The sequence below is a fragment of the Aeromicrobium sp. genome, assembly GCF_036676885.1.
In the GTDB taxonomy this organism is placed as follows: domain Bacteria; phylum Actinomycetota; class Actinomycetes; order Propionibacteriales; family Nocardioidaceae; genus Aeromicrobium.
The window spans coordinates 1-21,355 of the sequence record NZ_JAKFCB010000307.1; the positions used below are offsets into that span (position 1 = coordinate 1).

Below are 21,355 nucleotides of genomic sequence, written 5' to 3' on the forward strand. Positions count from 1 at the left end.
GAGGCCGATGCGGTGGCCTCGGCGATGCATCGCGCCGGAGCGGGGACGATGGGCGACTACGACTCGACGCAGTTCCAGTCGACCGGCACCGGGTCGTTCCGCCCGCTCGCGGGTGCCGACCCGGCGATCGGCGAGGTCGGCAACGTCGAGCGCGTCCGCGAGACCCGGATCGAGATGGTGGCCGACCGCCACGTGCGCGAGGACGTACGAGCCGCGCTCCTGGCGGCGCATCCGTACGAAGAGGTCGCCTACGACGTGCTCGAGCCCGCGGCCAAGGCGGCCGACCGGGGCAGCGGCCGCATCGGCACGCTGCCCGTCGAGATGACCCTGGCGACCTTCGCAGCGCACGTCGCCGACCGCCTGCCCGCGCACCACAGCGCGACACGTGTCGCCGGGGACCCCGATCGACGCGTGCGCACCGTCGCGCTCTGCGGCGGGTCCGGCGACTTCCTGCTCGCCACGGCACAGGCGTCCGGCGCCGACGTCTACGTGACCTCGGACCTGCGACACCACCCGGTGAGCGAGCACCTCGAGCAGCCCGGAGCGTGCGCTGTCGTCGACGTGCCCCACTGGGCTGCGGAGTGGACCTGGCTGCCGGTCGCCGCTGCTGCGCTGAGCGAGCGTACGCCCGGCGTCGAGGCCAAGGTGTCGACGATCGTCACCGATCCCTGGACCTCGCATGTCTCGTGAGCACCGGGCACATCGAGCGTGCCGTGACGGGAACCCTGAGCCGGTACGGTAGCCCTTGTGAAAGCCGACCCCGCCGCCCAGTCCGCCCTGCTCGACCTGCAGGCTCAGGACTCCGTCCTCGCCCAGCTCCAGCACCGCAAGAACTCCCTGCCCGAGCACGCTCAGATCGAGGACCTGCAGGCCAAGGCGAACGAGCTCGACGGCGCCCGCATAGAAGCCGACACCGAGGTGTCCGACCTCAGCCGCGCCCAGAAGAAGGCAGACGCCGAGGTCGAGCAGGTCAAGGCCCGCCGGACCCGCGACGAGGAGCGGCTCAACTCGGGTGCGATCAGCAATCCCAAGGACCTGGAGAGCCTCCAGCACGAGCTCGTGGCGCTCGAGCGCCGCATCTCGACGCTCGAGGACGACGAGCTCGAGGTCATGGAGAAGCTCGAGGAGGCGCAGATCCGGTTGGCCGCCATCCAGGCCGATCTCACCGCCGTCAACGAAGACCTCGCGCAGGCGATCGACGCTCGTGACGCCGCGATCGTCGTGCTCGACGAGCAGGCCGCCGGCGCCCAGGCCGACCGCGCGCAGGCGGCGTCGCGCGTACCCGACGACCTCATCGCGCTCTACGACAAGCTTCGCGCACAGTACGGCGGTCTCGGTGCGGCAGCGCTGCGCGCCCGCAAGTGTGAGGCCTGCCGGCTCGAGATCAACGGCGCCGACCTGCGAGACATCGCGGCGGCCCCCGAGGACGACGTGCTGCGGTGCCCCGAGTGCGGCCGCATCCTCGTACGTACGGCCGAGTCAGGGCTGTGACCTCCCGGATCATCATCGAGGCCGATGGCGGCTCGCGGGGCAACCCGGGCCCGTCGTCGTACGGTGCGCTGATCCGGGACGCCGACACCGGGATGGTCATCGCCCAGCGGGGCGAGACGATCGGCACGGCCACCAACAATGTCGCCGAGTACACCGGGCTGATCGCCGGGCTCGAGCTGCTCCGTGAGTACGCACCCGACGTCACGGATGTCGAGGTGCGGATGGACTCCAAGCTGGTCATCGAGCAGATGGCCGGCCGGTGGAAGATCAAGCACGAGAGCATGCGGCCGCTGGCGCAGGAGGCTCAGCGCCTCCTGCCGCGCGGCGACGTGACGTGGACCTGGGTGCCGCGTGAGCAGAATGCGGCGGCTGACGCACTGGCCAACGCCGCCCTTGACGACGAGTCGGTCGGCGGATCGGGCAAGGTCGGTGAGGCGCCTCCCCAGACGTCGGCGGTGGCGGCACCCACGACCCCCGCCCAGCTCGGCTGGCGCGGCGGGATCCAGGGGAACCCGACCACGATCGTCCTGTTGCGCCACGGGGTGACGCAGTCGACCGAGCGCAAGCTGTTCTGTGGCAGTGGCGGATCCGATCCCGGCCTGACGCCGACCGGCGTCGAGCAGGCACGGCGCGCGGCCAGCTGGCTCAAGCGGCTCGGTGGCGTCGACGCGATCGTCTCGTCTCCGCTGCAGCGTACGCGCGAGACCGCAGCGGTCGTGGCCAACGAGCTCGGCCTCGACGTCGACCTCGAGGCGGGTCTTGCCGAGACGGCGTTCGGGGAGTGGGACGGCTTCAGCTTCGCCGACATCATGGAGCGCTGGCCCACCGAGCTCGACGACTGGCTCGCGTCAACGGCGGTGGCGCCGCCGGGCGGTGAGCCCTTCGACGAGGTCGCCGAGCGCGTCGCGGCAGCCCGCGACCGGATCCTCGAGGCACACCCCGGCAAGACGGTCGTCGCGGTGAGCCACGTGACGCCGATCAAGCTGCTGGTGCGGCTCGCGCTCGAGGCGCCGATTCAGGTCATCTACAAGCTGGAGCTCGCGCCGGCGTCGATCACGACGATCCAGTGGTGGCCCGACGGCACGGCGTCGGTCCGCAACGTCAACGTCGTCCCGGACTAGACCTCGGCGACGACGATGTCGAGGCGCTGCGCGTCGCGCTCCACGGTCCAGCCGAGGTCACTCAGCACGGACTGCAGCTCGTCGACCGTACGCGGGTCGGCGCCGGACTCCAGCAGCCCGCGCACGATGCGCCCCTTGGTGGCCTTGTTGAAGTGGCTCACGACCTTGCGGGTGCCTCGGTGCTCGTGGAGCACGCGCATCGTCGCTGTGCGAGCGGCCAGCTCGGCAGGCGGCTTGCCCAGCGCCGTGTACGTCCCGGAGCGCAGGTCGACCAGGAGCCCATCGCCGGTCAGCTCATGCATGACGCGGGGGAGTGGCGTACGCCAACGGCCCGCCACCGTGCCGAGTCGGGGCAGAGTCACGTTGCCGGAGAGCCGGTAGGCCGGGATCAGGTCGTCCGGCCGCACCAGCCCGAACAGCGCACTGGTGATCGCGATCGACTCGTCGGCCCGCTTGCGCGAGGCCTCGTCGAGGCTTGCCAGGTCGAGCTCGGAGAACAGCACGCCGGTGTAGATCGCGTCGGCCCGGGCCGTCGGCTCCTCGGGCAGCACGGCGTTGATCGCGATCGCGTCGGCCTGTGTGGTGCCGAGCCCCAGCACCTCCATGGCCCGCTTGGGGTTGCCGTTGCAGAGCTTGACGAGCGTACGCAGCAGCTGCGCGCGCACGGGCGTGAGGCGGCCGAACGAGAGCGCGCCGAGATCGAGCGGTGCGCCGGACTCCGGTCGGGTCTTGCCTTCGGAGGGCGGCAGCAGGATCAGCACGCGTCGACCCTAGCCGCGCGACCTACGAGACCAGCATCCAGATCCCCACCGCCGCGAACAGCGCGGCCGAGACGACGTGAACGGCCTTGATCGGCAGCACCTGCAGGAGGGCCCGGCCGACGAACACCGCCAGCACGATCGAGATCAGCATGCCTGCCGTGCTGCCGATCCAGATCAGCATCCAGTGGTGCTGCGTCGACAGGGTCATCGTCGCGAGCATCGTCTTGTCCCCGAGCTCAGACAGCAGGAATGCGACGCCGACCACGAACACCGCCGCGCCGCCGGTTGCCGGTTGCTTCGGCTCCCCGGCAGCGACGTGGCGCAGCGTCCATGCCGCGAACACGAGGAACAGCACGCCACCTGCGATGCGTACGGCCTGTTCGGGCAGTGCATCGCCGATCGCGTTGCCCACGAGCGCCGACACGAGGTTGGTCAGCGTGCACGCGATGCCGGCGCCGGTGATCACGGTCCGCGCCCGGTAGCGGGTCGCGAAGGTCATCGACATCAGCTGGCTCTTGTCGCCGAGCTCGGCGATGAACACCAGCACCGCGCTCAGCAGGACCGCATGCATGAAGAAAGCTCCTCGTCCACCTGGACGAAGAGCCGGGATGACAAGCCTTCGACCAGGCATTGTCATTGACAAATTCTGGTCGAAAGTCTCGTCCGCCACCTTGCGGTGGCCTGCTGCACCGGAACCCACAGTTTCGTGGAGTCAGTATGTCGACACAGCCGTTGGGGACTACTCCCTTTCGTGCCTCCAGCCTATCGGACGGCACCACGAGGCCGTGACGGGCGGTAGGCTGGAAGACGCGAATGAGTCGGCCGGGCGGCCGCGGCACCCTTCAGGGTGTCGAGGAAAGTCCGGACTCCGTAGAGCGACGGTGGTGGCTAACGGCCACCCACGGCGACGTGCGGGACAGTGCCACAGAAATCAAACCGCCAACGGCCCCTCGGGGAACGGGTAAGGGTGAAACGGTGAGGTAAGAGCTCACCAGCGCTCCGGGTGACCGGGGCGGCTAGGTAAACCCCACCGGGAGCAAGACCAAGAGGACCTTAGGGTCTGCGCTGACGGGCTGCTCGTCCGATGTCAGCGGGTAGGTCGCACGAGGCGTCCAGCAATGGGCGTCCCAGATGGATGGCCGCCCGGGCCACTTCGGTGGCCCGACAGGATCCGGCTTACAGGCCGGCTCATTCGCACCCTCGGCGCTGAGGCTCAGCCGGCGTCGGCGAGATGCAGGGAGTGCTGGATCGCCAGCGCGTCGAACTGCCACGTGATCTCGCGGACGATGTCGACGACGTCCGGGTCGTCGGTCTGGATCGTGACGACGAGGTGGCGGTTGTTGTTCCAGCCGGGAGCGTCGATCGTGATGTCGGGAATCGCGCCCAGGGCGGTGGAGACGGTGGTGAACGCGTCATCGCTGCTCATCTGCATGTTGAGTACGACTCGATGCATGCTCGTCCTCCGTGTCTGGGCACCCACATCTAGAACGACCGCGCCGCCCGGAAGTTAGGCGTGGGTGCCGTCACGCATGTAGTGGGTGAGAGACACGTTCACCTGGGCGGGCTGACCGAAACTGTCACCAGCAGTTACAGCAAGCGGCGCTGAGGGCTACGCTTCGGGCCATGAGTGAACACCATCCACCCGAGCCCCCCGCGCAGTTCCGTTACGCCGTAGGTGCCGGCCTCGGCCTGCTGATAGGTGTCGCAGTCGGGCTCTTCATCGATGAGAACGTGGTCCTGGCCTCGGCGATCCTCGGCGTCGCGATCGGCATCGTCGTGGCGTACTTCGCCAAGTTCATCAAGCCTTAGGGCAGCGTCAGGATCTCCGCGCCGTCGGCGGTGACGAGCAGGGTGTGCTCGAACTGCGCCGTGCGGGACTTGTCCTGGGTCGTCGCGGTCCACCCGTCGTCCCACATGTCCCACTCGACGGATCCGAGCGTCAGCATCGGCTCGATCGTGAACGTCATGCCCTTCTCGATCACCGTGTCGTACGAGGGCTCGTCGTAGTGCGGGATCACGAGCCCGTCGTGGAACGCCGGCCCGACCCCGTGCCCGGTGAAGTCGCGGACGACGCCGTAGCCGAAGCGCTTGGCGTACGACTCGATGACCCGGCCGATGACGTTGACCTCGCGGCCCGGCTTCACGGCGCGGATGGCTCGCATCGTGGCCTCGTACGTACGCTCGACGAGCAGCCGCGACTCCTGGTCGACGTCGCCGACGAGGTAGGTCTTGCTGTTGTCGCCGTGCACGCCGCCGATGTAGGCCGTGATGTCGATGTTGACGATGTCGCCGTCCTCGAGGGCACGGTCGTCGGGGATGCCGTGGCAGATGACCTCGTTGACGCTGCTGCACAAGGACTTCGGGTAGCCGCGATAGCCCAGCGTCGAGGGGTAGGCGCCGTGGTCGACCAGGAACTCGTGGCCGATGCGGTCGAGCTCGTCGGTCGTCACGCCCGGCGCGATCGCCGCCTCGACGGCATCGAGCGCCTGTGCCGCGATCCGGCCCGCGATGCGCATCGCCGCGACGGTCTCGTCGTCGCGCACGAAGGGGCCGCGATAGGGCAGCGGCGCGATCTGTCCGACGTACTCGGGCCGGTCGATCGACGCGGGCACCACGCGTTCGGCGGACAGGCGGCCGGCAGTCAGAACAGTCACCCGCAGAGTCTAGAGACACCACGCCAACGTCTGACCGGGGCGCCGATCGGTAGCGTGAGACGTATGGACGGAGCTGATGCCGCTCGTTGGTCTGCGGTGGCCGACGGGTGGGCCGAGCTGTGGGGTGATTTCGCCGAGCCGGCCTGGACTGCCGTCCTCGACGCCAGCGGCGCCGGCCCGGGGGACCGGGTGCTCGACGTCGGCTGCGGCTCTGGCGACCTGCTCGCCCACCTGGACCGCCTGGGCCTGACGACCGCCGGCATCGACCCGGCGCCGGGGATGGTCGCGCTGGCTCGCGAGCGGGTCCCGGGATCTGACATCCAGGTCGGAGGCGCCGAGCAGCTCCCGTGGCCCGACAGCACGTTCGACCTGGTCATCTCGGTCAACGCCCTGCAGTTCGCCGACGACACCGCAGACGCGTTCGCCGAGCTCGTCCGGGTGACCCGGCCCGGCGGCGCGATCGCGATCGTCAACTGGGCGGAGGGCGATCGCAACGACCTCGACACGATCGAGGCGGCGCTGGCCGAGGAGGCCGGCGAGGATCCACGACCCGACGGCGACCTTCGGCTGCCCGGTGGCCACGAGCACCTGCTCGAAGAAGGTGGCCTTGACGTCGTCGCGAGCGGGATCGTCGAGGTTCCCTGGCACGCGGCGGATGACGACACGCTCGTCCGCGCGATCCTTCTGGGTGAGGACCCGGAGACCCTGACGGAGCTGGCGCCGACCGTGATCGCCGCGGCGGAGCCGTTCCGGACGCCCGACAACGGGTACCACCTGGTCAACCACTTCCGGTTCGGACTCGGCCGCAAGGCCGGCTGACGGGATAGCGTGGGGCCGACTCGGAAAGGGTGAGCGCATGAGCGACGGCACGTTCTACTACTGCACCAAGCACAACACCGTTGAGGGCAAGGACGGATGTCGGGCGGCCGACCGGCTCGGCCCCTACAACACCGCCGAAGAGGCGTCGCACGCCTACGAGATCGCCGCTGCGCGTACGAAGGAGTGGGACACCGACCCCGACTGGAACGACGACGCCGAGCAGCCGAAGGAGTGAGTCGGCGCAGGCTCAACCTCGACCGCTCGGGGCCGTGGATCGCGGTCGTCGGGCTGGTCATGGTGCTGTGGTGCTCGGTGTCGACCGGCCTCTTCGCGCCGTGGTGGGGGGTGGCTGTCGCGTTCGCGCTGCTCATCCCGCAGATCTGGCTCGTGACGGCATGGGCGCGCAGCCACCCGCGGCGCACGATGGCCGTGCCGGTCGTGGGGCTCGCGTTGTGGGTCGGCTTCGCCTGGTTCGGCGCCGTCGTCTGGGACTGGAGCCCGTAGGGAGCTAACCGGCGTACTCCAGGAGGATCTCGTCGAGGACCCGCTTGGCGTCTGCGGCCACGGTCATGGAGTCGGGGTTGTCCTTGAGCCGGTGCTCCGCATACGTGATGAGGGCCTTCCACAGGGCCCAGCCGCGCCCGCGAGCCCACATGGCTGGATCGACTCCGAGCGCGGTGCGGAATGCCGCCCGGCTCGCACCGCTCAGGAAGGTCCAGGCGATCACCACGTCGCAGGCCGGGTCACCGACGCCGGCGCTGCCGAAGTCGATGGCCGCCGCCAACCTCCCGTCGCGCACGAGCAGGTTGCCGGTCGCGACATCGCCGTGGAACCAGACGGGCGAGCCGGCCCACTCCGCGGCCATGGCGTCATCCCAGATGCGCTGAGCCGTCTCTGCCGGGATGGCGTCGCTCAGAGCCGCGATGGCGTTCGTGGCCTCGGCGTCGTACGTCTGGAGCGGCCCGCCGCGGAAGAAGTTGTGCCGTCCGGCGGCGGGGCCGTCGGTGGCGTCGATCTCCCGCAGCGTGGCGAGGAATCCAGCGAGGTCGGTCGCGAACGCGGTCAGGTCGCCGACGTTGTCGCGGCTGGCCGGGGCGCCGTCGATCCACCGGTAGATCGACCACGGGTATGGATAGCCCTCGCCAGGATCGCCCTGCGCCACAGGCGTCGGGATCGGCAGCGGCAGGCGTGGCGAGAGCACGGGCAGCCACCGCTGCTCCTTCTCGACCTGGAGGGCGTACCACGGCCCGGTCGGCAGGCGGATCGACATCGTGTCGCCGAGGCGGAACGTCCGGTTGTCCCAGCCGGTCAGGTCCACCGGGCGGATCGGCTGGTCCGACCATTGCGGGAACTGGCTCGCGACGAGTCGGGCGGCCAGCTCCGCGTCGATGGTCCCGGGGTCCACGTCCGGCAGCTCGACCTCGTGTCCACCTGTCACGCACCCAACCATGGCGGGCGCCAGGGCCGGGCGCAACCGGTCAGCTCTCGAAGCTGTGCTCCGCTGCGGGGAAGGCGCCATTGGCGACCTCGTCGGCGTACGCCTTCGCGGCCTCGAGCATGATTCCGTGCAGGTCGGCGTAGCGCTTGACGAACCGTGGCGCCTTGCCCGTGCGGAGGCCCATCATGTCCTGCCACACCAGCACCTGGGCATCGCAGTCGATGCCGGCGCCGATGCCGATCGTCGGGATGCGCAGCGCCTTGGTGACCTCGGCGGCGACGGGGGCCGGAACCATCTCCATGACGATCGCGAACGCCCCGGCCTCCTCCAGCGCCGTCGCCTCGGCGATGAGCTGCTCGGCCGCGTCGCCACGGCCCTGGACGCGGTAGCCGCCGAGGTTGTGCTCGGCCTGCGGCGTGAAGCCGATGTGCGCCATGACGGGGATGCCGGCATCGGTGAGCAGCTTGACCTGGGGGACCATCGGCAGGCCGCCCTCGAGCTTGACCGCGTGCGCGTTGGCCTCCTTCATGAACCGCACCGAGGTGTCGAAGGCCTGCTCGGGGGAGCGCTGGTAGGACCCGAACGGCAGGTCCGCGACGATCAGCGCGCGTGTCGTCGAGCGGGTGACGGCGCGGACGAGCGGGATGAGCTCGTCGACCGTGACCGGCAGCGAGGTCTCGTTGGCGAAGACGTTGTTGGACGCGGAGTCGCCGACGAGCATGACCGGGATGCCGGCCTCGTCGAACGTCGCGGCTGCGTACTGGTCGTACGCCGTGAGCATCGCCCACTTCTCGCCGCGTTCCTTCATCTGCTGCAGATGATGGATGCGGATCTTGCGGAGCTGCGTGCTTCCGGCCGGGGCGACGGGCGCTGCGGCCGGTCCGGAGCCATAGGGTGCGGTCTCTTCAGGGGTGGCGTCGGCCATGGTGCTTCTCCTTGTCGTCTCGCAGCTCCTTGCGGAGTCCACGGATGTCTCCAGCGTGCCAGATCCCGGGGGAGATGCAGCGGACTGTGAACGAACTCACGGGCCGCTCAACCTTCGAGGTGCTCGCGCCAGCGGTGGGTGATCGGGACCCGGCGGTCGCGGCCGAAGTTGCGGCGGGACACCTTGGGTCCCGGCGGGTACTGGCGGCGCTTGTACTCCGCCTTGTCGACCAGCGTGATGACCCGCTCGACCAGGGCCGGGTCGAAGCCCTCGGCGATGACGTCGGCCGAGCCGAGGTCGCGCTCCACGTACGCGTCGAGGACCGCGTCGAGCAGGTCGTAGGGGGGCAGCGAGTCCGAGTCGTACTGTCCGGGCCGCAGCTCGGCGGACGGTTGCTTGGTGATCGTGTCCTCGGGAATGGGAGGTGTCTCGCCGCGCTCGGCGGCGACCTGGTTGCGCCACGTGGCGAGCTCCCACACAAGCGTCTTGGGCACGTCCTTGATCGGTGCGTATGCGCCGACGGCGTCGCCGTAGATCGTGGAGTAGCCGGTCGCCAGCTCGGACTTGTTGCCGCACGCCAGCACGAGGTGGCCGTGCTGGTTGGACAGGCCCATCCAGATGACGGCCCGGATGCGAGCCTGCAGGTTCTCCTCGGCGAGGCCGTCGAGGTGCAGCGACTCCTGGTAGGCGTCGAAGATCGGGGCGATCGGCACGGTGTCGAGCGACAACCCCGTGCGGCGGGCCTGCTCGGCGGCGTCGGACCTGGAGTGCTCGCTGGACCAGGCGCTCGGGTTGGAGACGCCGAAGACGTTCTCGGGTCCCAGGGCGTCGACCGCGATCGCGGCGACGAGCGTCGAGTCGATCCCGCCGGACATGCCGAACAGGACCGACCGGAAGCCGTTCTTGTGCACGTAGTCGCGCAGGCCGACGACGAGTGCCGTCCAGATCTCCTCGAGCCGCGGCATGCGCTCGTGGTGGACCGTGGGCATCGGTTCGTACGCCTCGAACGGCTCGGAGCTGACGATCGTACGTTTGATCGTGAGACCGCCGAAGCGCTCGTCGGCGTCGGGCATTGCCGGGGTCGCGTGGGGCAGGTCGAGGTCGACGACCAGCAGCTCCGGTTCGAACTGGCCCGAACGGCCGAGGACCACCCCGGCGGCGTCGACCACGATGGAGTCGCCGTCGAAGACCAGCTCGTCCTGTCCGCCGACCAGGTTGACGTAGGCCAGCACGCACTCGCCCTCGCGGGCGCGACGTGAGCAGAGCTCCAGGCGTACGTCGTCCTTGTCGGCCTCGTATGGCGAGCCGTTGGGCACGACGAGCAGGGCGGCGTCTGCGGCCTTGGCGGCGGCCGACGGGCCGTCCCGCCACAGGTCCTCGCAGATCGCGAGCGCGACGTCGATGCCCCCGATCTGCACGATGTTGATCGTGTCGCCCGCGACGAAGTTGCGGATCTCGTCGCCGACGCCGTAGTTCCAGAGGTGGTGCTTGGCCTGGCGCGCGACGATCTCGCCGCCATGCATGATCGCGACGGAGTTGGTGGGGGCGTTCTTGGGGATGCCCACCTTCTCGGTGATGTGCTGCGCCTGGTCGAGGAATCCGACCATCGCCACGAGGTCGCCGCAGCCCTCGTCCTTGAGGCGTACGGCGAGGTCGTCAGCGGCCGCACGGGACGCCTTGATCAGCGACGCTCGCATGGCCAGGTCCTCGATCGGGTAGCCCGTCAGGACCATCTCGGGGAAGACCACGAGATGGGCGCCCTTGGCGACGGCCTTCTGGCAGTACTCGACGACGAGGTCGGCGTTGGCGGCGAGATCGCCCACGGTGGCATTGACTTGGGCGAGGGCGAGACGCAGCTGGGGCACGGATTCACCCTATAGCCGTCACGTGCCGCGTTCAGGTTTGCGATACAAACTGGTTGACGTGCCGCCCAGGGTGAGGCTAGGTTTGCAGCACCAACCAGTTTGGAGGACTCTAGATGGAGCGCAAGGACGTGACGACCGCGGTTGCGGAGAACTCGTACTTTCGCGGGCTCTTCGGGGTTCTCGGCGGGCTGCTGATGATCCTGTCGGCGCTGGGCAACGCCGGCTGGGGGCCGTTCGAGCATGACACCGCTTTCATCGCCGGCCTGGCGGTGCTGGGCGCAGGGGCGCTGGGGCTGAACCGCTACTACAACGACAGGTATGGCCGATCGCGGCCCACGATCCGTCACCACCGACGCATGGCCGTGGCCATGTTCGTCGGTGCGCCGGCGGTCTTTCTGGGCTCCCTGCTGCTGTCGAGCCGAGCGTCGTGGTCGCTCAACCTGCCGCTCAACACGATCGCCATCTCGATGGCGCTGGTCATGTTGATGGTCGGCGGCGCGACGGTCGGCCTGAGGATGCACCACCTGATCGTCTTCGGCGCGTTGCTCGTCGCCGGGTTGCTGCCGGTCTGGGAGCGCGAGGGCATGAGCGGCAACACGGGACTGTGGATGGCCGGCGTCGCCCTGATCGTCAGCGGACTGCTCGACCACCGGCTGCTGGTCCGTCGGTTCGGCCCCGTACGCGAGGACGATCGTGCCTGAGGACGACTTCGCCCTCGACCGGTTGATCCACGAGCCGGGCCGGCTGGCGATCCTGACGGTGCTGACCTCGGTGGCCGATGCCGACTTCGTGTTCCTGCAGCGGACGACCGGGCTCACGAAGGGCAACCTCTCGAGCCACCTCACCAAGCTCGAGGATGCGGGACTTGTCGAGATCGAGAAGCGTTTCGTGCACAAGAAGCCCAACACGAACGTCACGCTGACCAAGGAGGGCGCCACGCGGATCGCCCGGCACTGGGCGCAGCTGGAGCGCCTGAGGGGTCTTGCAGACACCGAACGGACGACCTAGTTCCGGTCGCTGGGGGCGAGACCTGCTGATGGCCCTTCCTTCTCGGCGCCGACGCGGGTAGTACTGGGTAGTAACCGCGGAGGGACGAAGGGGACGTCATGAGCACCGAGACCGTCGGCACGAAGGCCAATGTCAGCGAGAAGCAGGCGCGCGAGGTCGCCGAGGCGGCGCGGGAGTCCGGGTGGCAGCGGCCCAGCTTCGCCAAGGAGCTCTACCTGGGCCGGTTCGACTGGACGCTCGTCCATCCGCATCCGCGCCAGGATCAAGCCGACGCTGCACCCGGCGAGGAGTTCCTCGCCAAGCTGCGGGCCTACTGCGAGAGCCTCGACGGGTCCCGGATCGAGCGTGACGCGCTGGTCCCCGACGAGTACATCAAGGGGTTCGCGGATCTCGGCGTGTTCGGCATGAAGATCCCCCAGGCGTACGGCGGCCTGGGGCTGTCGATGCTGCACTACGGCAAGGCGTTGACCTTGATCGGGTCGGTGCATCCGAGCATGGGAGCGCTGGTGTCGGCACACATGTCGATCGGCGTGCCCGAGCCGGTCAAGATGTTCGGCAGCGACGAGCAGAAGCAGGCCTACCTGCCGCGCTGCGCTGCCGGTGCGGTGACGGCGTTCCTGCTCACCGAGCCCGACGTCGGCTCCGACCCGGCCCGTATGGGCTCGACGGCGGTGCCGACCGAGGACGGCAGCGCGTACCTGCTCGACGGCGTGAAACTGTGGACCACGAACGGGGTCATCGCCGAGATCGTCGTCGTGATGGCCACCGTGCCCAAGCGCGAGGGGCAGCGCGGCGGGATCACCGCCTTCGTCGTCGACATGGACACCCCCGGCATCACGGTCGAGAACCGCAACGCGTTCATGGGGCTGCGTGGGATCGAGAACGGTGTCACCCGGTTCCACCAGGTACGCGTGCCGGTCGAGAACCGCATCGGCCGCGAGGGCGACGGCCTCAAGATCGCGCTGACGACGTTGAACACGGGGCGCCTGTCCATACCGGCGATGTGCGCCGGTGCCGGCAAGTGGTCGCTCAAGATCGCCCGCGAGTGGTCCAATGCGCGCGTCCAGTGGGGCCGCCCGGTCGGCAAGCATGAAGCTGTCGCCCAGAAGCTCGCGTTCATCGCCGCGACGACGTTCGGCATGGAGGCGGTGTTCGAGCTGTCCGCCGAGCTCGCCGATGCCGGGAGCAAGGACATCCGCATCGAGGCGGCACTGGCGAAGCTCTGGTCGAGCGAGATGGCCTGCCGGATCGCCGACGAGCTGGTCCAGATCCGCGGCGGCCGCGGCTACGAGACTGCCGAGTCGATGGCGGCGCGCGGCGAGCGCGCTGTGCCCGCCGAGCAGCTGGTTCGCGACATGCGGATCAACCGGATCTTCGAGGGATCCTCGGAGATCATGCGCCTGCTGATCGCGCGCGAGGCGGTCGACACGCACCTGACCGTTGCCGGCGACCTGGCCGATGCCGAGGCCGACCTGTCGTCGAAGGCAAAGGCCGCGGTGAAGGCAAGCGGGTTCTACGCGACCTGGCTGCCCAAGCTCGCCGCCGGCAAGGGGACCGTCCGCTCGTCGTTCGGCGAGTTCGGCGACCTGGCCAAGCACCTGCGGTACGTCGAACGGTCGTCGCGCAAGCTCGCGCGGCAGACGTTCTACGGCATGAGCCGGTGGCAGGCCAAGCTCGAGTACAAGCAGGCGTTCCTCGGCCGCATCGTCGACATCGGCGCGGAGCTGTTCGCGATGGCGGCGGTGTGCTCCCGCGCCGAGATGCTGCGCACGACGGAGCCGGCACAGGGTGCCGCCGCGTACGAGCTGGCGGAGATCTTCTGCGCCCAGTCCAGGCTCCGGGTCGAGGAGCTCTTCAACGGGCTGTGGCACAACACCGACGACGCCGACCGGGCGCTCGCCGACCGCGTGCTCGACGGCGAGTTCACCTGGCTAGAGGCCGGTGTGATCGACGCGTCGGAGGGCACCGGGCCGTGGATCTCGTCGTGGGAGCCCGGCGAATCGGCCCACGACGACGTGCACCGGAAGTACCGCTGACGGCTGGGCCCAAGACCCCGTTACACGCTCGTAACACGCCATCGTCACACTGTCATCATGGGAAAACAGGAAGACTTCGTGCTGCGCGCCCTCGAGGAGCGTGATGTCCGGTTCGTACGTCTGTGGTTCACCGATGTGCTGGGTTCCCTGAAGTCCGTCGCGATCGCGCCGGCGGAGCTCGAAGGCGCGTTCGCCGAGGGCATCGGCTTCGACGGATCGGCGATCGAGGGCTTCGCCCGCGTCCACGAGTCCGACATGCTGGCCATGCCCGACCCGTCGACGTTCCAGATCCTCCCGTGGCGCGGCGAGACGCCCGCCACCGCTCGCATGTTCTGCGACATCCTGATGCCCGACGGCACCCCCTCGTACGCCGATCCGCGCCACGTGCTCAAGCGCACCCTGCAGAAGGCCGCCGAGTCGGGCTTCACGTTCTACACGCACCCCGAGATCGAGTTCTACCTGTTCAAGGGCAAGCCGGGCCTGGGCGAGCAGCCCGTGCCGGTCGACGACAGCGGCTACTTCGACCACACGGCCCAGGGCGGTGGCCAGGACTTCCGCCGCGAGGTCATCACGATGCTCGAGAACATGGGCATCTCGGTCGAGTTCAGCCACCACGAGAACGGTCCCGGCCAGCAGGAGATCGACCTCCGCTACGCCGACGCACTCTCGACGGCAGACAACATCATGACGTTCCGCACCGTCGTCCGTGAGGTCGCGCTGAGCCAGGACAAGTGGGCGTCGTTCATGCCCAAGCCGTTCACGGCGCACCCGGGATCCGGCATGCACACGCACGTGTCGCTGTTCGAGGGTGACGAGAACGCCTTCTACGAGGCCGGCGCGGAGTACCAGCTGTCCCAGACCGGCCGCGCGTTCATCGCCGGCGTCCTCGAGCACACGCCCGAGATCACCGCGGTCACCAACCAGTGGGTCAACTCCTACAAGCGCCTGGCCGGCGGGGGAGAGGCCCCCAACTACGTCTGCTGGGGCCACAACAACCGCTCCGCCCTCGTCCGCGTGCCGATGTACAAGCCGCACAAGGGTGGCTCGGCGCGCGTCGAGCACCGCGGCATCGACTCGGGGTGCAACCCCTACCTCGCGTTCGCGCTGGTGCTGGCTGCCGGTCTCAAGGGCATCGAGGGCAAGTACGACCTGCCCGCAGAGGCCGAGGACAACGTCTGGGGTCTCAGCGAGAACGAGCGCAAGGCGATGGGCATCGCGCCGCTGCCGCGCAACCTCGACGAGGCGATCCGCACGATGGAGAGCAGTGAGCTCGTGGCCGAGACGCTGGGCGAGCACGTCTTCGACTTCTTCCTGCGCAACAAGCGGGCCGAGTGGCAGGACTACCGGTCCCAGGTCACCCAGTTCGAGCTCGACCGCCTCATGCCGATGGTCTGACGCGGCAAACCCCCGCGAGTGGCGCAAAGTGGCCCGATACGGGGGTGGTCAATGGGCCATACTGCGCCACTCGCGGAGCCGGGTAGCCTGCTCGGGTGGCAACTGACGCGCGTGAGCTCGCCCTGGCACTTGCCCGCAAGGGATTCCGCAACGGTGAGGGAGCCGTCGCGGACCTGACGAGGCTGGGCGACGTACCTGACTCCCTGGTCGATCAGATCGCCGGCGTGGCGAGTCCTGATGCGGCTCTGGCCTCGCTCACCGCGATCGCCCGGCGTTTCGGTGCACCCGAGCTGCTCGACCTGCTGGCGTCGGATGCCCAGCTGCGTCAACGGCTGCTGATCGTGCTCGGTACGAGCCAGGCCCTCGGCGACTTCCTCGTACGCCATCCCGATCATCTCCTCGACCTCAGCGCCTCCGTGCTGTCGTCATCGCCGATCGCGCTCGACGTACGCCGGCGGCAGATGGAGGAGGCGACGACGGCCGACGAGCTGCGCGTGGCGTACTACCGCAAGCTCCTGCACATCGCGGCCCGCGACCTGACGGCCCTGACCTCGTTCGAGGAGTCCTCGGCCGAGCTCGCCGACCTGGCCGTGGCGACGCTGGGCGCCGCCTTGCGGATCGCCCGGGAGACCGAGCCGGACGCCGACCTGTGCCGGTTCACGATCATGGCGATGGGCAAGACCGGCGGCCGTGAGCTCAACTACCTCAGCGACGTCGACGTCATCTTCGTCTACGAGCCCGCCGACGGTGCCGACGAATCGGCAGCGATCGCGGCCGCCACCCGGCTCGCCGCCGGCGTCATGAAGCTGTGCCGCGAGCACACCGGCGAGGGCACGATCTGGGAGGTCGACGCCAACCTCCGGCCCGAAGGCAGCTCCGGTCCGCTCGTGCGATCGCTGTCGAGCCACATCGCGTACTACGAGCGGTGGGCGACGACGTGGGAGTTCCAGGCGCTGCTCAAGGCGCGTTATGCCGCGGGTGATGAAGAGCTGGCGCAGGGCTACCTCGATGCGCTGTCGCCGATGATCTGGATGGCCAGCACACGCGACAACTTCGTGACCGACGTACGCGCGATGCGTCGCCGCGTCATCGAGAACATCCCGCCGAACCACCGGGAGCGCCAGCTCAAGCTCGGCGCCGGCGGGTTGCGCGACGTCGAGTTCGCGGTGCAGCTGCTGCAGCTGGTCCACGGTCGCGCCGACGTGTCGCTGCGCAGCCCGACGACCGTGCACGCCCTGAAGGCGCTGATCGAGGGCGGCTACGTCGGGCGCCGTGACGGTGCCGCGATGGAGGAGGCGTACGAGTTCCTCCGCACGCTCGAGCACCGCATCCAGCTGTTCAAGCTGCGGCGCAGCCACATCGTGCCGGAGGATCCCGAAGACCTGCGGCGCATCGGCCGCAGCATGGGGTTTCGGCAGAACCCGGCCGAGAACCTCACGAAGGAGTGGCAGGCGCACCGGCGCATCGTCCGCCGGCTGCACGAGAAGCTCTTCTACCAACCGCTCCTCGAGGCGGTCGCCTCGCTGCCGACGCACGGGCTGCGGCTCACCCCGCTGGCCGCCGAGCAGCGGCTCACGGCGTTGGGCTTCGCCGATCCCAAGGGCGCGCTCGCGCACATCCAGGCGCTGACCTCGGGGGTCTCCCGGCGCGCCGCGATCCAGAAGTCGCTCCTGCCCGCGATGCTCGCGTGGTTCGCCGAGTCGCCCGATCCCGACGGTGGCCTGCTGGCGTTCCGCAAGATCTCCGAGGGCCTCGGTGAGACGCACTGGTATCTCCGCAAGCTCCGCGACGAGGGCGAGGGCGCCGAGCAGCTCGCCCACGTCCTGTCGTCGAGCCGCTATGTCACCGACCTGATCCTGCGCGCGCCGGATTCCGTGGCGCTCCTCGGTGACGATGCCGAGCTGCGGCCACTCGAGCGTGATCGCCTCCGCACCGAGGTCGAGCTGGCGACGAGTCGCCACGCGAACCCGCAGGACGCGATCCGCGCCGTACGCCGGGTGCGCCGCCGCGAGCTCTCGCGCATCGGCATCGCCGACGTGCTCGGGCGCCTCGACATCCTCGAGGTCGGCGAGGCGCTGACCGATGTGTCGACCGCGACGCTCGACGGTGCCCTCAAGGCCGCGACGTCGGCGGTCGAGGCCGAGCGCGGCACGATGCCGACACGGATGTCGATCGTGCTGATGGGTCGTCTCGGCGGGGGCGAGGCCGGCTACGGCTCTGACGCCGACGTCATGTTCGTGCACGACCCGGTCGAGGGCGCCGAGGAGACGGAGGCGGCCGAGGCGGCGATGGCGGTCGCGCAGGGTCTCCGCAAGATGCTCGCCGCTCCGGGCGATGACCCGCCGCTCGACGTCGATGCCGATCTGCGGCCCGAGGGCAAGAACGGCCCCCTCGTGCGTACGTTCTCGGCCTACCAGGCGTACTACAAGAAGTGGTCCGCGGTCTGGGAGGCCCAAGCGCTCCTGCGGGCCAGCGCGACGGTCGGCGATCCTGGCCTCAACGAGCGGTTCACGGCGCTCATCGACCCGCTGCGGTGGCCCGAGGGCGGTGCGACGCCTGCGGAGATCCGCGAGGTGCGCCGCATCAAGGCCCGCGTCGACTCCGAGCGCCTGCCCCGGGGCGCCAACCCCAACACGCACCTCAAGCTGGGCCGTGGCGGCCTTGCCGACGTCGAGTGGACCGTCCAGCTCCTGCAGATGCAGCACGCACACGCCGTGCCCGAGATGCGTACGACCCGCACGCTCGACGCCCTGCACGCCGCGATGAAGGCCGATCTCGTCAGCCACGACGACGCCCACGCGCTCGAGGCCGCCTGGCGCCTCGTCAGCCGCATTCGCAACGCCGTCGTGCTGATGCGCGGCAAGCCGGCGGAGTCGATGGTCGAGCAGGCCAACGAGCGCGCCGGCGTCGCCCACCTGCTGGGTTACGGCATGGACCAGAGCGAGCGCATGGTCGACGAGTACCTCCGCACGACCCGCCTGGCCCGCAAGGTCGTGGAGCGCATCTTCTACGAGTGAGCGGGTCGACGGAGGATGAAGGACTCAGGTCGCGACTACCCGAATCCCTCGTCGTTGGGGAGCGGGCGGTGTGCGATGGAGAGCTGGAAGACGTCGAGGTAGCCCGTGCGGAAGCCGGCCTCGCAGTAGGCGAGGTAGAACTCCCACATCCGGCGGAACGTCTCGTCGAAACCCTGCGTCTTGATCGTCTCCCAGCTCGCGTCGAAGTTGTCGCGCCACTCGCGCAGCGTGCGCGCGTAGTGCCGGCCGAGGGATCGCCGGTTGGTCACGGTGAGCGACGTGTGCTCGTGCAGCGTCCGGTCGATCGCCTCGAGTGAGGGGATGAGCCCGCCGGGGAAGATGTACTTCTGGATCCATCCGTACGAGTTGCGGGTCGCGAGGTAGCGGTGGTGCGCCATCGTGATGGCCTGGATCGCGACGTGCCCTCCGGGCGCGAGGAGCTTGTCGATCGTGGCGAAGTACGTCGCCCAGTACTCTTCGCCGACCGCCTCGATCATCTCGACGCTGACGATCGCGTCGTACTCGCCGGTGACCTCGCGGTAGTCGACGAGCTGGAGGTCGACGTCGACGCCGGCCTCCGCGAAGCGCCGCCGCGCGAAGGCGGCCTGCTCGGACGACAGCGTGATCGTGGTGACCTTCGCCCCGCGTCGGGCGGCGCGGATCGCGAGCGCGCCCCAGCCGCTGCCGATCTCGAGCACTCGCGTGCCCGGGCCCACGTCGGCGTCGTCGAGGATCGCGTCGATCTTGCGCATCTGGGCTGCCTCGAGGTCCTGCTCGGCGCTCTCGAACCACGCGGACGAGTACGTCATCGAGGGGTCGAGGAACTCCGCGAACAGGTCGTTGGAGAGGTCGTAGTGCGCCTCGATGTTCTTGCGCGACCCATGGACCGAGTTGCGCTGGTGGTGCGGCAGCTTCTTGTCGACGAAGCCCCGGAGCTTCTGCAGCGGTACCGGCACGATCGTCGCCATGCGGGCCGCGAACGGCTCGAGGAGGTCGGCGAGGTCCGTGCCGGCACCGGTGGTCCAGTCGCCGGCCATGTACGCCTCGCCGAACCCGATCTTGGTGTCGGCGCCCAGCCGGGCGAAGAACGCCTTGGGCCGGACGACGCGCATCTCGGGGGAGTCGCCCCCGCCGGCTCCCCAGGTGCGTCCGTCCGCGAACGTCAGGCGTACGGGCACCTGGTTGACCGCGGGCCGCAGGATCGCCCGGGCGATGCGTGCCCTGAGCGGGGTGCGAGGCGCCCGTGCGATGCCGGGCCAGCGGGCCGAGGCGAGCTGCGTCATGGCGACCTACTCGGCAGCTGGGTCGCTGTCCTCGGCGTCCTGACCGGCCCGCTTGCTGGCCTCGGTGATCTCGAAGATCTCGGTGCCGAAGGCGCCGATCTCGGACGTGATCTTGCGTGCCGACTCGAACAGGATCGCGGCGACGTGGCCCGCGGTGGCTATCGCGGCCTCGGTCGACTGCTGCAGGACATCCTTGGCAATCTCACGCCGACTCAGTGCCATCGGGTTGTCCCTCTCGGTCGCAGTGACTACGAGGTCAATTGTGGCGCACGAGCCTCTTCCCTGCGACGGGCGGCCTCTTCACGCTTGGCGCGACGCAGGGCCTTCGACTCGGGGCTGTTGCCGATCTTGTACGGGTCGTCCGGCTTGTGGCCGAGCTTGGCGAGCTGCCTGATGACACTGGCGACCTGCTTGGACAGCCGACCGGTGTTGTACTGCAGGCCGTACTTCTCCACCAGCAGCTTCACGTCCTCGGCGACCTCGGGGTAGCGGCGGGCCGGGATGTCGGGGAACAGGTGGTGCTCGATCTGGTAGCTCAGGTTGCCGGTCAGCACGTGGAACGGCTTGTGGCCCGAGATGTTGGCCGAGCCGAGCAGCTGGCGCAGGTACCACTGGCCGCGCGTCTCGTTCTGCGCGTCCTCCTCGGCGAAGGTCTGGACCTCGGCGGGGAAGTGGCCGCAGAAGATGATGATGAACGACCACACGTTGCGGATCACGTTGGCGACGATGTTGGCGACCAGGATCGCGACCGGTGCCCACCAGCCGACGAACGGCACGAGCGCGAGGCCCAGGGCCGGCCAGGCGATGTAGTCCTTGAAGACCTGCTTGCGGATCTTCTTGAGCGCGCGCTTCTTGCGGCCCTGGAAGTCTTCCTTGGTGATCTTGCCCTGGAGGTACTGGTCCAGCTCGACGCCGTGGTACATGATGCCCCACTCGAACACGAGCATCAGGACGAACGCGAGCGGCAGGTTGAAGCGGTGGCTGGCGTACCACGGCTGGTCCTCGTCGATCCGGAACATGTTGTAGCCGATGTCGCGGTCCATGCCGTGGATGTTGGTGTAGGTGTGGTGGATGTAGTTGTGGCCGTGCTTCCAGTCCTTGGAGGGGGCGATGTTGTCCCACTCGTAGCGCGACGCGTCGATCATCGGATCGTTCATCCAGTCGTACTGGCCGTGCATGACGTTGTGGCCGATCTCCATGTTGTCGAGGATCTTGGCCAGGCCGAGGAACAGGATGCCGGCGATGAACGCGGGCGGGAAGAACGGCATGAAGATGCCGATGCGGCCGAGCACCTCGCTGGCCTTCTGCGCCTTGATGACGCGACGGATGTAGTCGGCGTCCTTCTGGCCGAGGTCGTCGAGGACGCGCTGGCGTACGGTGTTGAGCTCCTCGCCGAACTCCTCGAGCTGTTCGTACGTCATCAGGTCGAGCCCGATGGTCGCGCGCTTCTCGGTGTCCTCGCTGATGAGCGACTTGGGCGCGACGTTGTGGTCACTCGCGCTGTGCGGTGCGATGGGTGCGTGCTTGGCCATGATGGGTTCT

At 69.0% G+C, this 21,355-nt stretch carries 22 protein-coding genes and 1 other RNA gene; 13 read left to right on the forward strand and 10 right to left on the reverse strand.

Going from position 1 to position 21,355, the window contains the following annotated elements:
• The 3 genes from V6M46_RS14090 to V6M46_RS14100 form a co-directional block, all read left to right on the forward strand.
• Nucleotides 1–690, forward strand: a 690-nt coding sequence (locus tag V6M46_RS14090; protein WP_332666247.1) for a Nif3-like dinuclear metal center hexameric protein, incomplete at its 5' end; no start/stop codon positions are given.
• 57 nt (nucleotides 691–747) lie between these two features.
• Entirely contained in the window at nucleotides 748–1,491 is a 744-nt protein-coding gene (locus V6M46_RS14095) for a zinc ribbon domain-containing protein (protein WP_332666249.1), read from the forward strand.
• Nucleotides 1,488–2,612 (forward strand): bifunctional RNase H/acid phosphatase, encoded by a 1,125-nt coding sequence (locus V6M46_RS14100; RefSeq protein ID WP_332666251.1) that lies wholly within the window; start codon nucleotides 1,488–1,490, stop codon nucleotides 2,610–2,612. Before V6M46_RS14095 ends, V6M46_RS14100 begins: the two co-directional genes overlap by 4 nt.
• Here V6M46_RS14100 and V6M46_RS14105 read toward each other — a convergent pair.
• Both V6M46_RS14105 and V6M46_RS14110 read right to left on the reverse strand, forming a co-directional pair.
• A complete protein-coding gene (locus V6M46_RS14105; RefSeq protein ID WP_332666252.1) occupies nucleotides 2,609–3,373 on the reverse strand; it encodes a YaaA family protein in 765 nt (254 codons plus the stop codon). The genes V6M46_RS14100 and V6M46_RS14105 overlap by 4 nt on opposite strands.
• A gap of 22 nt (nucleotides 3,374–3,395) precedes the next feature.
• Entirely contained in the window at nucleotides 3,396–3,944 is a 549-nt protein-coding gene (locus tag V6M46_RS14110) for a TMEM165/GDT1 family protein (RefSeq protein WP_332666254.1), read from the reverse strand.
• Nucleotides 3,945–4,187: 243 nt separating this feature from the next.
• On the opposite strand from V6M46_RS14110, the gene rnpB reads away from it, so the two are divergent.
• Nucleotides 4,188–4,568, forward strand: an RNA gene (rnpB, locus tag V6M46_RS14115) — RNase P RNA component class A.
• 18 nt (nucleotides 4,569–4,586) lie between these two features.
• Here the strand turns inward: rnpB and V6M46_RS14120 are convergent.
• Nucleotides 4,587–4,826, reverse strand: a complete 240-nt coding sequence (locus tag V6M46_RS14120; RefSeq protein ID WP_332666255.1) for a hypothetical protein — start codon at nucleotides 4,824–4,826, stop codon at nucleotides 4,587–4,589.
• A 170-nt stretch (nucleotides 4,827–4,996) separates the two neighbouring features.
• Between V6M46_RS14120 and V6M46_RS14125 the strand changes: the two genes are divergently transcribed.
• Nucleotides 4,997–5,182: a hypothetical protein gene (locus V6M46_RS14125; protein WP_332666257.1), complete on the forward strand. Its 186-nt coding sequence runs from the start codon at nucleotides 4,997–4,999 to the stop codon at nucleotides 5,180–5,182.
• Here V6M46_RS14125 and map read toward each other — a convergent pair.
• The gene (map, locus tag V6M46_RS14130; RefSeq protein ID WP_332666258.1) at nucleotides 5,179–6,027 is read right to left on the reverse strand and encodes a type I methionyl aminopeptidase; all 849 of its coding nucleotides are present in this window, start codon (nucleotides 6,025–6,027) and stop codon (nucleotides 5,179–5,181) included. The genes V6M46_RS14125 and map overlap by 4 nt on opposite strands.
• Before the next feature lie 63 nt (nucleotides 6,028–6,090).
• Between map and V6M46_RS14135 the strand changes: the two genes are divergently transcribed.
• The 3 genes from V6M46_RS14135 to V6M46_RS14145 are packed head-to-tail and all read left to right on the forward strand — an operon-like array spanning nucleotide 6,091 to nucleotide 7,350.
• Nucleotides 6,091–6,846, forward strand: a complete 756-nt coding sequence (locus tag V6M46_RS14135; RefSeq protein ID WP_332666260.1) for a class I SAM-dependent methyltransferase — start codon at nucleotides 6,091–6,093, stop codon at nucleotides 6,844–6,846.
• A gap of 37 nt (nucleotides 6,847–6,883) precedes the next feature.
• On the forward strand, nucleotides 6,884–7,081 hold the full coding sequence (locus V6M46_RS14140; protein WP_332666261.1) for a hypothetical protein: 198 nt from the start codon (nucleotides 6,884–6,886) through the stop codon (nucleotides 7,079–7,081).
• Nucleotides 7,078–7,350 carry a hypothetical protein gene (locus V6M46_RS14145; RefSeq protein WP_332666263.1) on the forward strand — a complete coding sequence of 91 codons (273 nt, stop codon included), beginning with the start codon at nucleotides 7,078–7,080 and terminating at the stop codon, nucleotides 7,348–7,350. The genes V6M46_RS14140 and V6M46_RS14145 overlap by 4 nt, the downstream gene beginning before the upstream one ends.
• Before the next feature lie 4 nt (nucleotides 7,351–7,354).
• On the opposite strand, the gene V6M46_RS14150 is transcribed toward V6M46_RS14145, so the two are convergent.
• The 3 genes from V6M46_RS14150 to V6M46_RS14160 form a co-directional block, all read right to left on the reverse strand.
• A complete protein-coding gene (locus V6M46_RS14150) occupies nucleotides 7,355–8,284 on the reverse strand; it encodes an aminoglycoside phosphotransferase family protein (protein WP_332666264.1) in 930 nt (309 codons plus the stop codon).
• 40 nt (nucleotides 8,285–8,324) lie between these two features.
• Nucleotides 8,325–9,209 (reverse strand): 3-methyl-2-oxobutanoate hydroxymethyltransferase, encoded by an 885-nt coding sequence (gene panB, locus V6M46_RS14155; protein WP_332666266.1) that lies wholly within the window; start codon nucleotides 9,207–9,209, stop codon nucleotides 8,325–8,327.
• A 107-nt stretch (nucleotides 9,210–9,316) separates the two neighbouring features.
• Nucleotides 9,317–11,074, reverse strand: coding sequence for an NAD+ synthase (locus tag V6M46_RS14160; protein ID WP_332666267.1), 1,758 nt, complete (start codon nucleotides 11,072–11,074; stop codon nucleotides 9,317–9,319).
• Between the two features lie 113 nt (nucleotides 11,075–11,187).
• On the opposite strand from V6M46_RS14160, the gene V6M46_RS14165 reads away from it, so the two are divergent.
• The 5 genes from V6M46_RS14165 (at nucleotide 11,188) to V6M46_RS14185 (ending at nucleotide 18,530) form a co-directional block, all read left to right on the forward strand.
• A complete protein-coding gene (locus tag V6M46_RS14165) occupies nucleotides 11,188–11,775 on the forward strand; it encodes a hypothetical protein (RefSeq protein WP_332666268.1) in 588 nt (195 codons plus the stop codon).
• Complete coding sequence (locus V6M46_RS14170; protein WP_332666270.1) at nucleotides 11,768–12,082, forward strand: winged helix-turn-helix domain-containing protein; 315 nt, start codon at nucleotides 11,768–11,770, stop codon at nucleotides 12,080–12,082. Before V6M46_RS14165 ends, V6M46_RS14170 begins: the two co-directional genes overlap by 8 nt.
• A gap of 98 nt (nucleotides 12,083–12,180) precedes the next feature.
• Nucleotides 12,181–14,118, forward strand: a complete 1,938-nt coding sequence (locus tag V6M46_RS14175) for an acyl-CoA dehydrogenase family protein (RefSeq protein WP_332666272.1) — start codon at nucleotides 12,181–12,183, stop codon at nucleotides 14,116–14,118.
• A 57-nt stretch (nucleotides 14,119–14,175) separates the two neighbouring features.
• Nucleotides 14,176–15,513: a glutamine synthetase family protein gene (locus tag V6M46_RS14180; RefSeq protein ID WP_332666273.1), complete on the forward strand. Its 1,338-nt coding sequence runs from the start codon at nucleotides 14,176–14,178 to the stop codon at nucleotides 15,511–15,513.
• A gap of 95 nt (nucleotides 15,514–15,608) precedes the next feature.
• Nucleotides 15,609–18,530, forward strand: coding sequence for a bifunctional [glutamine synthetase] adenylyltransferase/[glutamine synthetase]-adenylyl-L-tyrosine phosphorylase (locus tag V6M46_RS14185; RefSeq protein ID WP_332666275.1), 2,922 nt, complete (start codon nucleotides 15,609–15,611; stop codon nucleotides 18,528–18,530).
• Between the two features lie 35 nt (nucleotides 18,531–18,565).
• Here V6M46_RS14185 and V6M46_RS14190 read toward each other — a convergent pair whose 3' ends face one another.
• The 3 genes from V6M46_RS14190 to V6M46_RS14200 are packed head-to-tail and all read right to left on the reverse strand — an operon-like array spanning nucleotide 18,566 to nucleotide 21,345.
• On the reverse strand, nucleotides 18,566–19,813 hold the full coding sequence (locus V6M46_RS14190; protein WP_332666277.1) for a cyclopropane-fatty-acyl-phospholipid synthase family protein: 1,248 nt from the start codon (nucleotides 19,811–19,813) through the stop codon (nucleotides 18,566–18,568).
• Between the two features lie 6 nt (nucleotides 19,814–19,819).
• Nucleotides 19,820–20,035 (reverse strand): hypothetical protein, encoded by a 216-nt coding sequence (locus V6M46_RS14195; protein ID WP_332666279.1) that lies wholly within the window; start codon nucleotides 20,033–20,035, stop codon nucleotides 19,820–19,822.
• A 26-nt stretch (nucleotides 20,036–20,061) separates the two neighbouring features.
• On the reverse strand, nucleotides 20,062–21,345 hold the full coding sequence (locus tag V6M46_RS14200; RefSeq protein WP_332666281.1) for a fatty acid desaturase family protein: 1,284 nt from the start codon (nucleotides 21,343–21,345) through the stop codon (nucleotides 20,062–20,064).
• Nucleotides 21,346–21,355 lie beyond the last annotated feature (10 nt).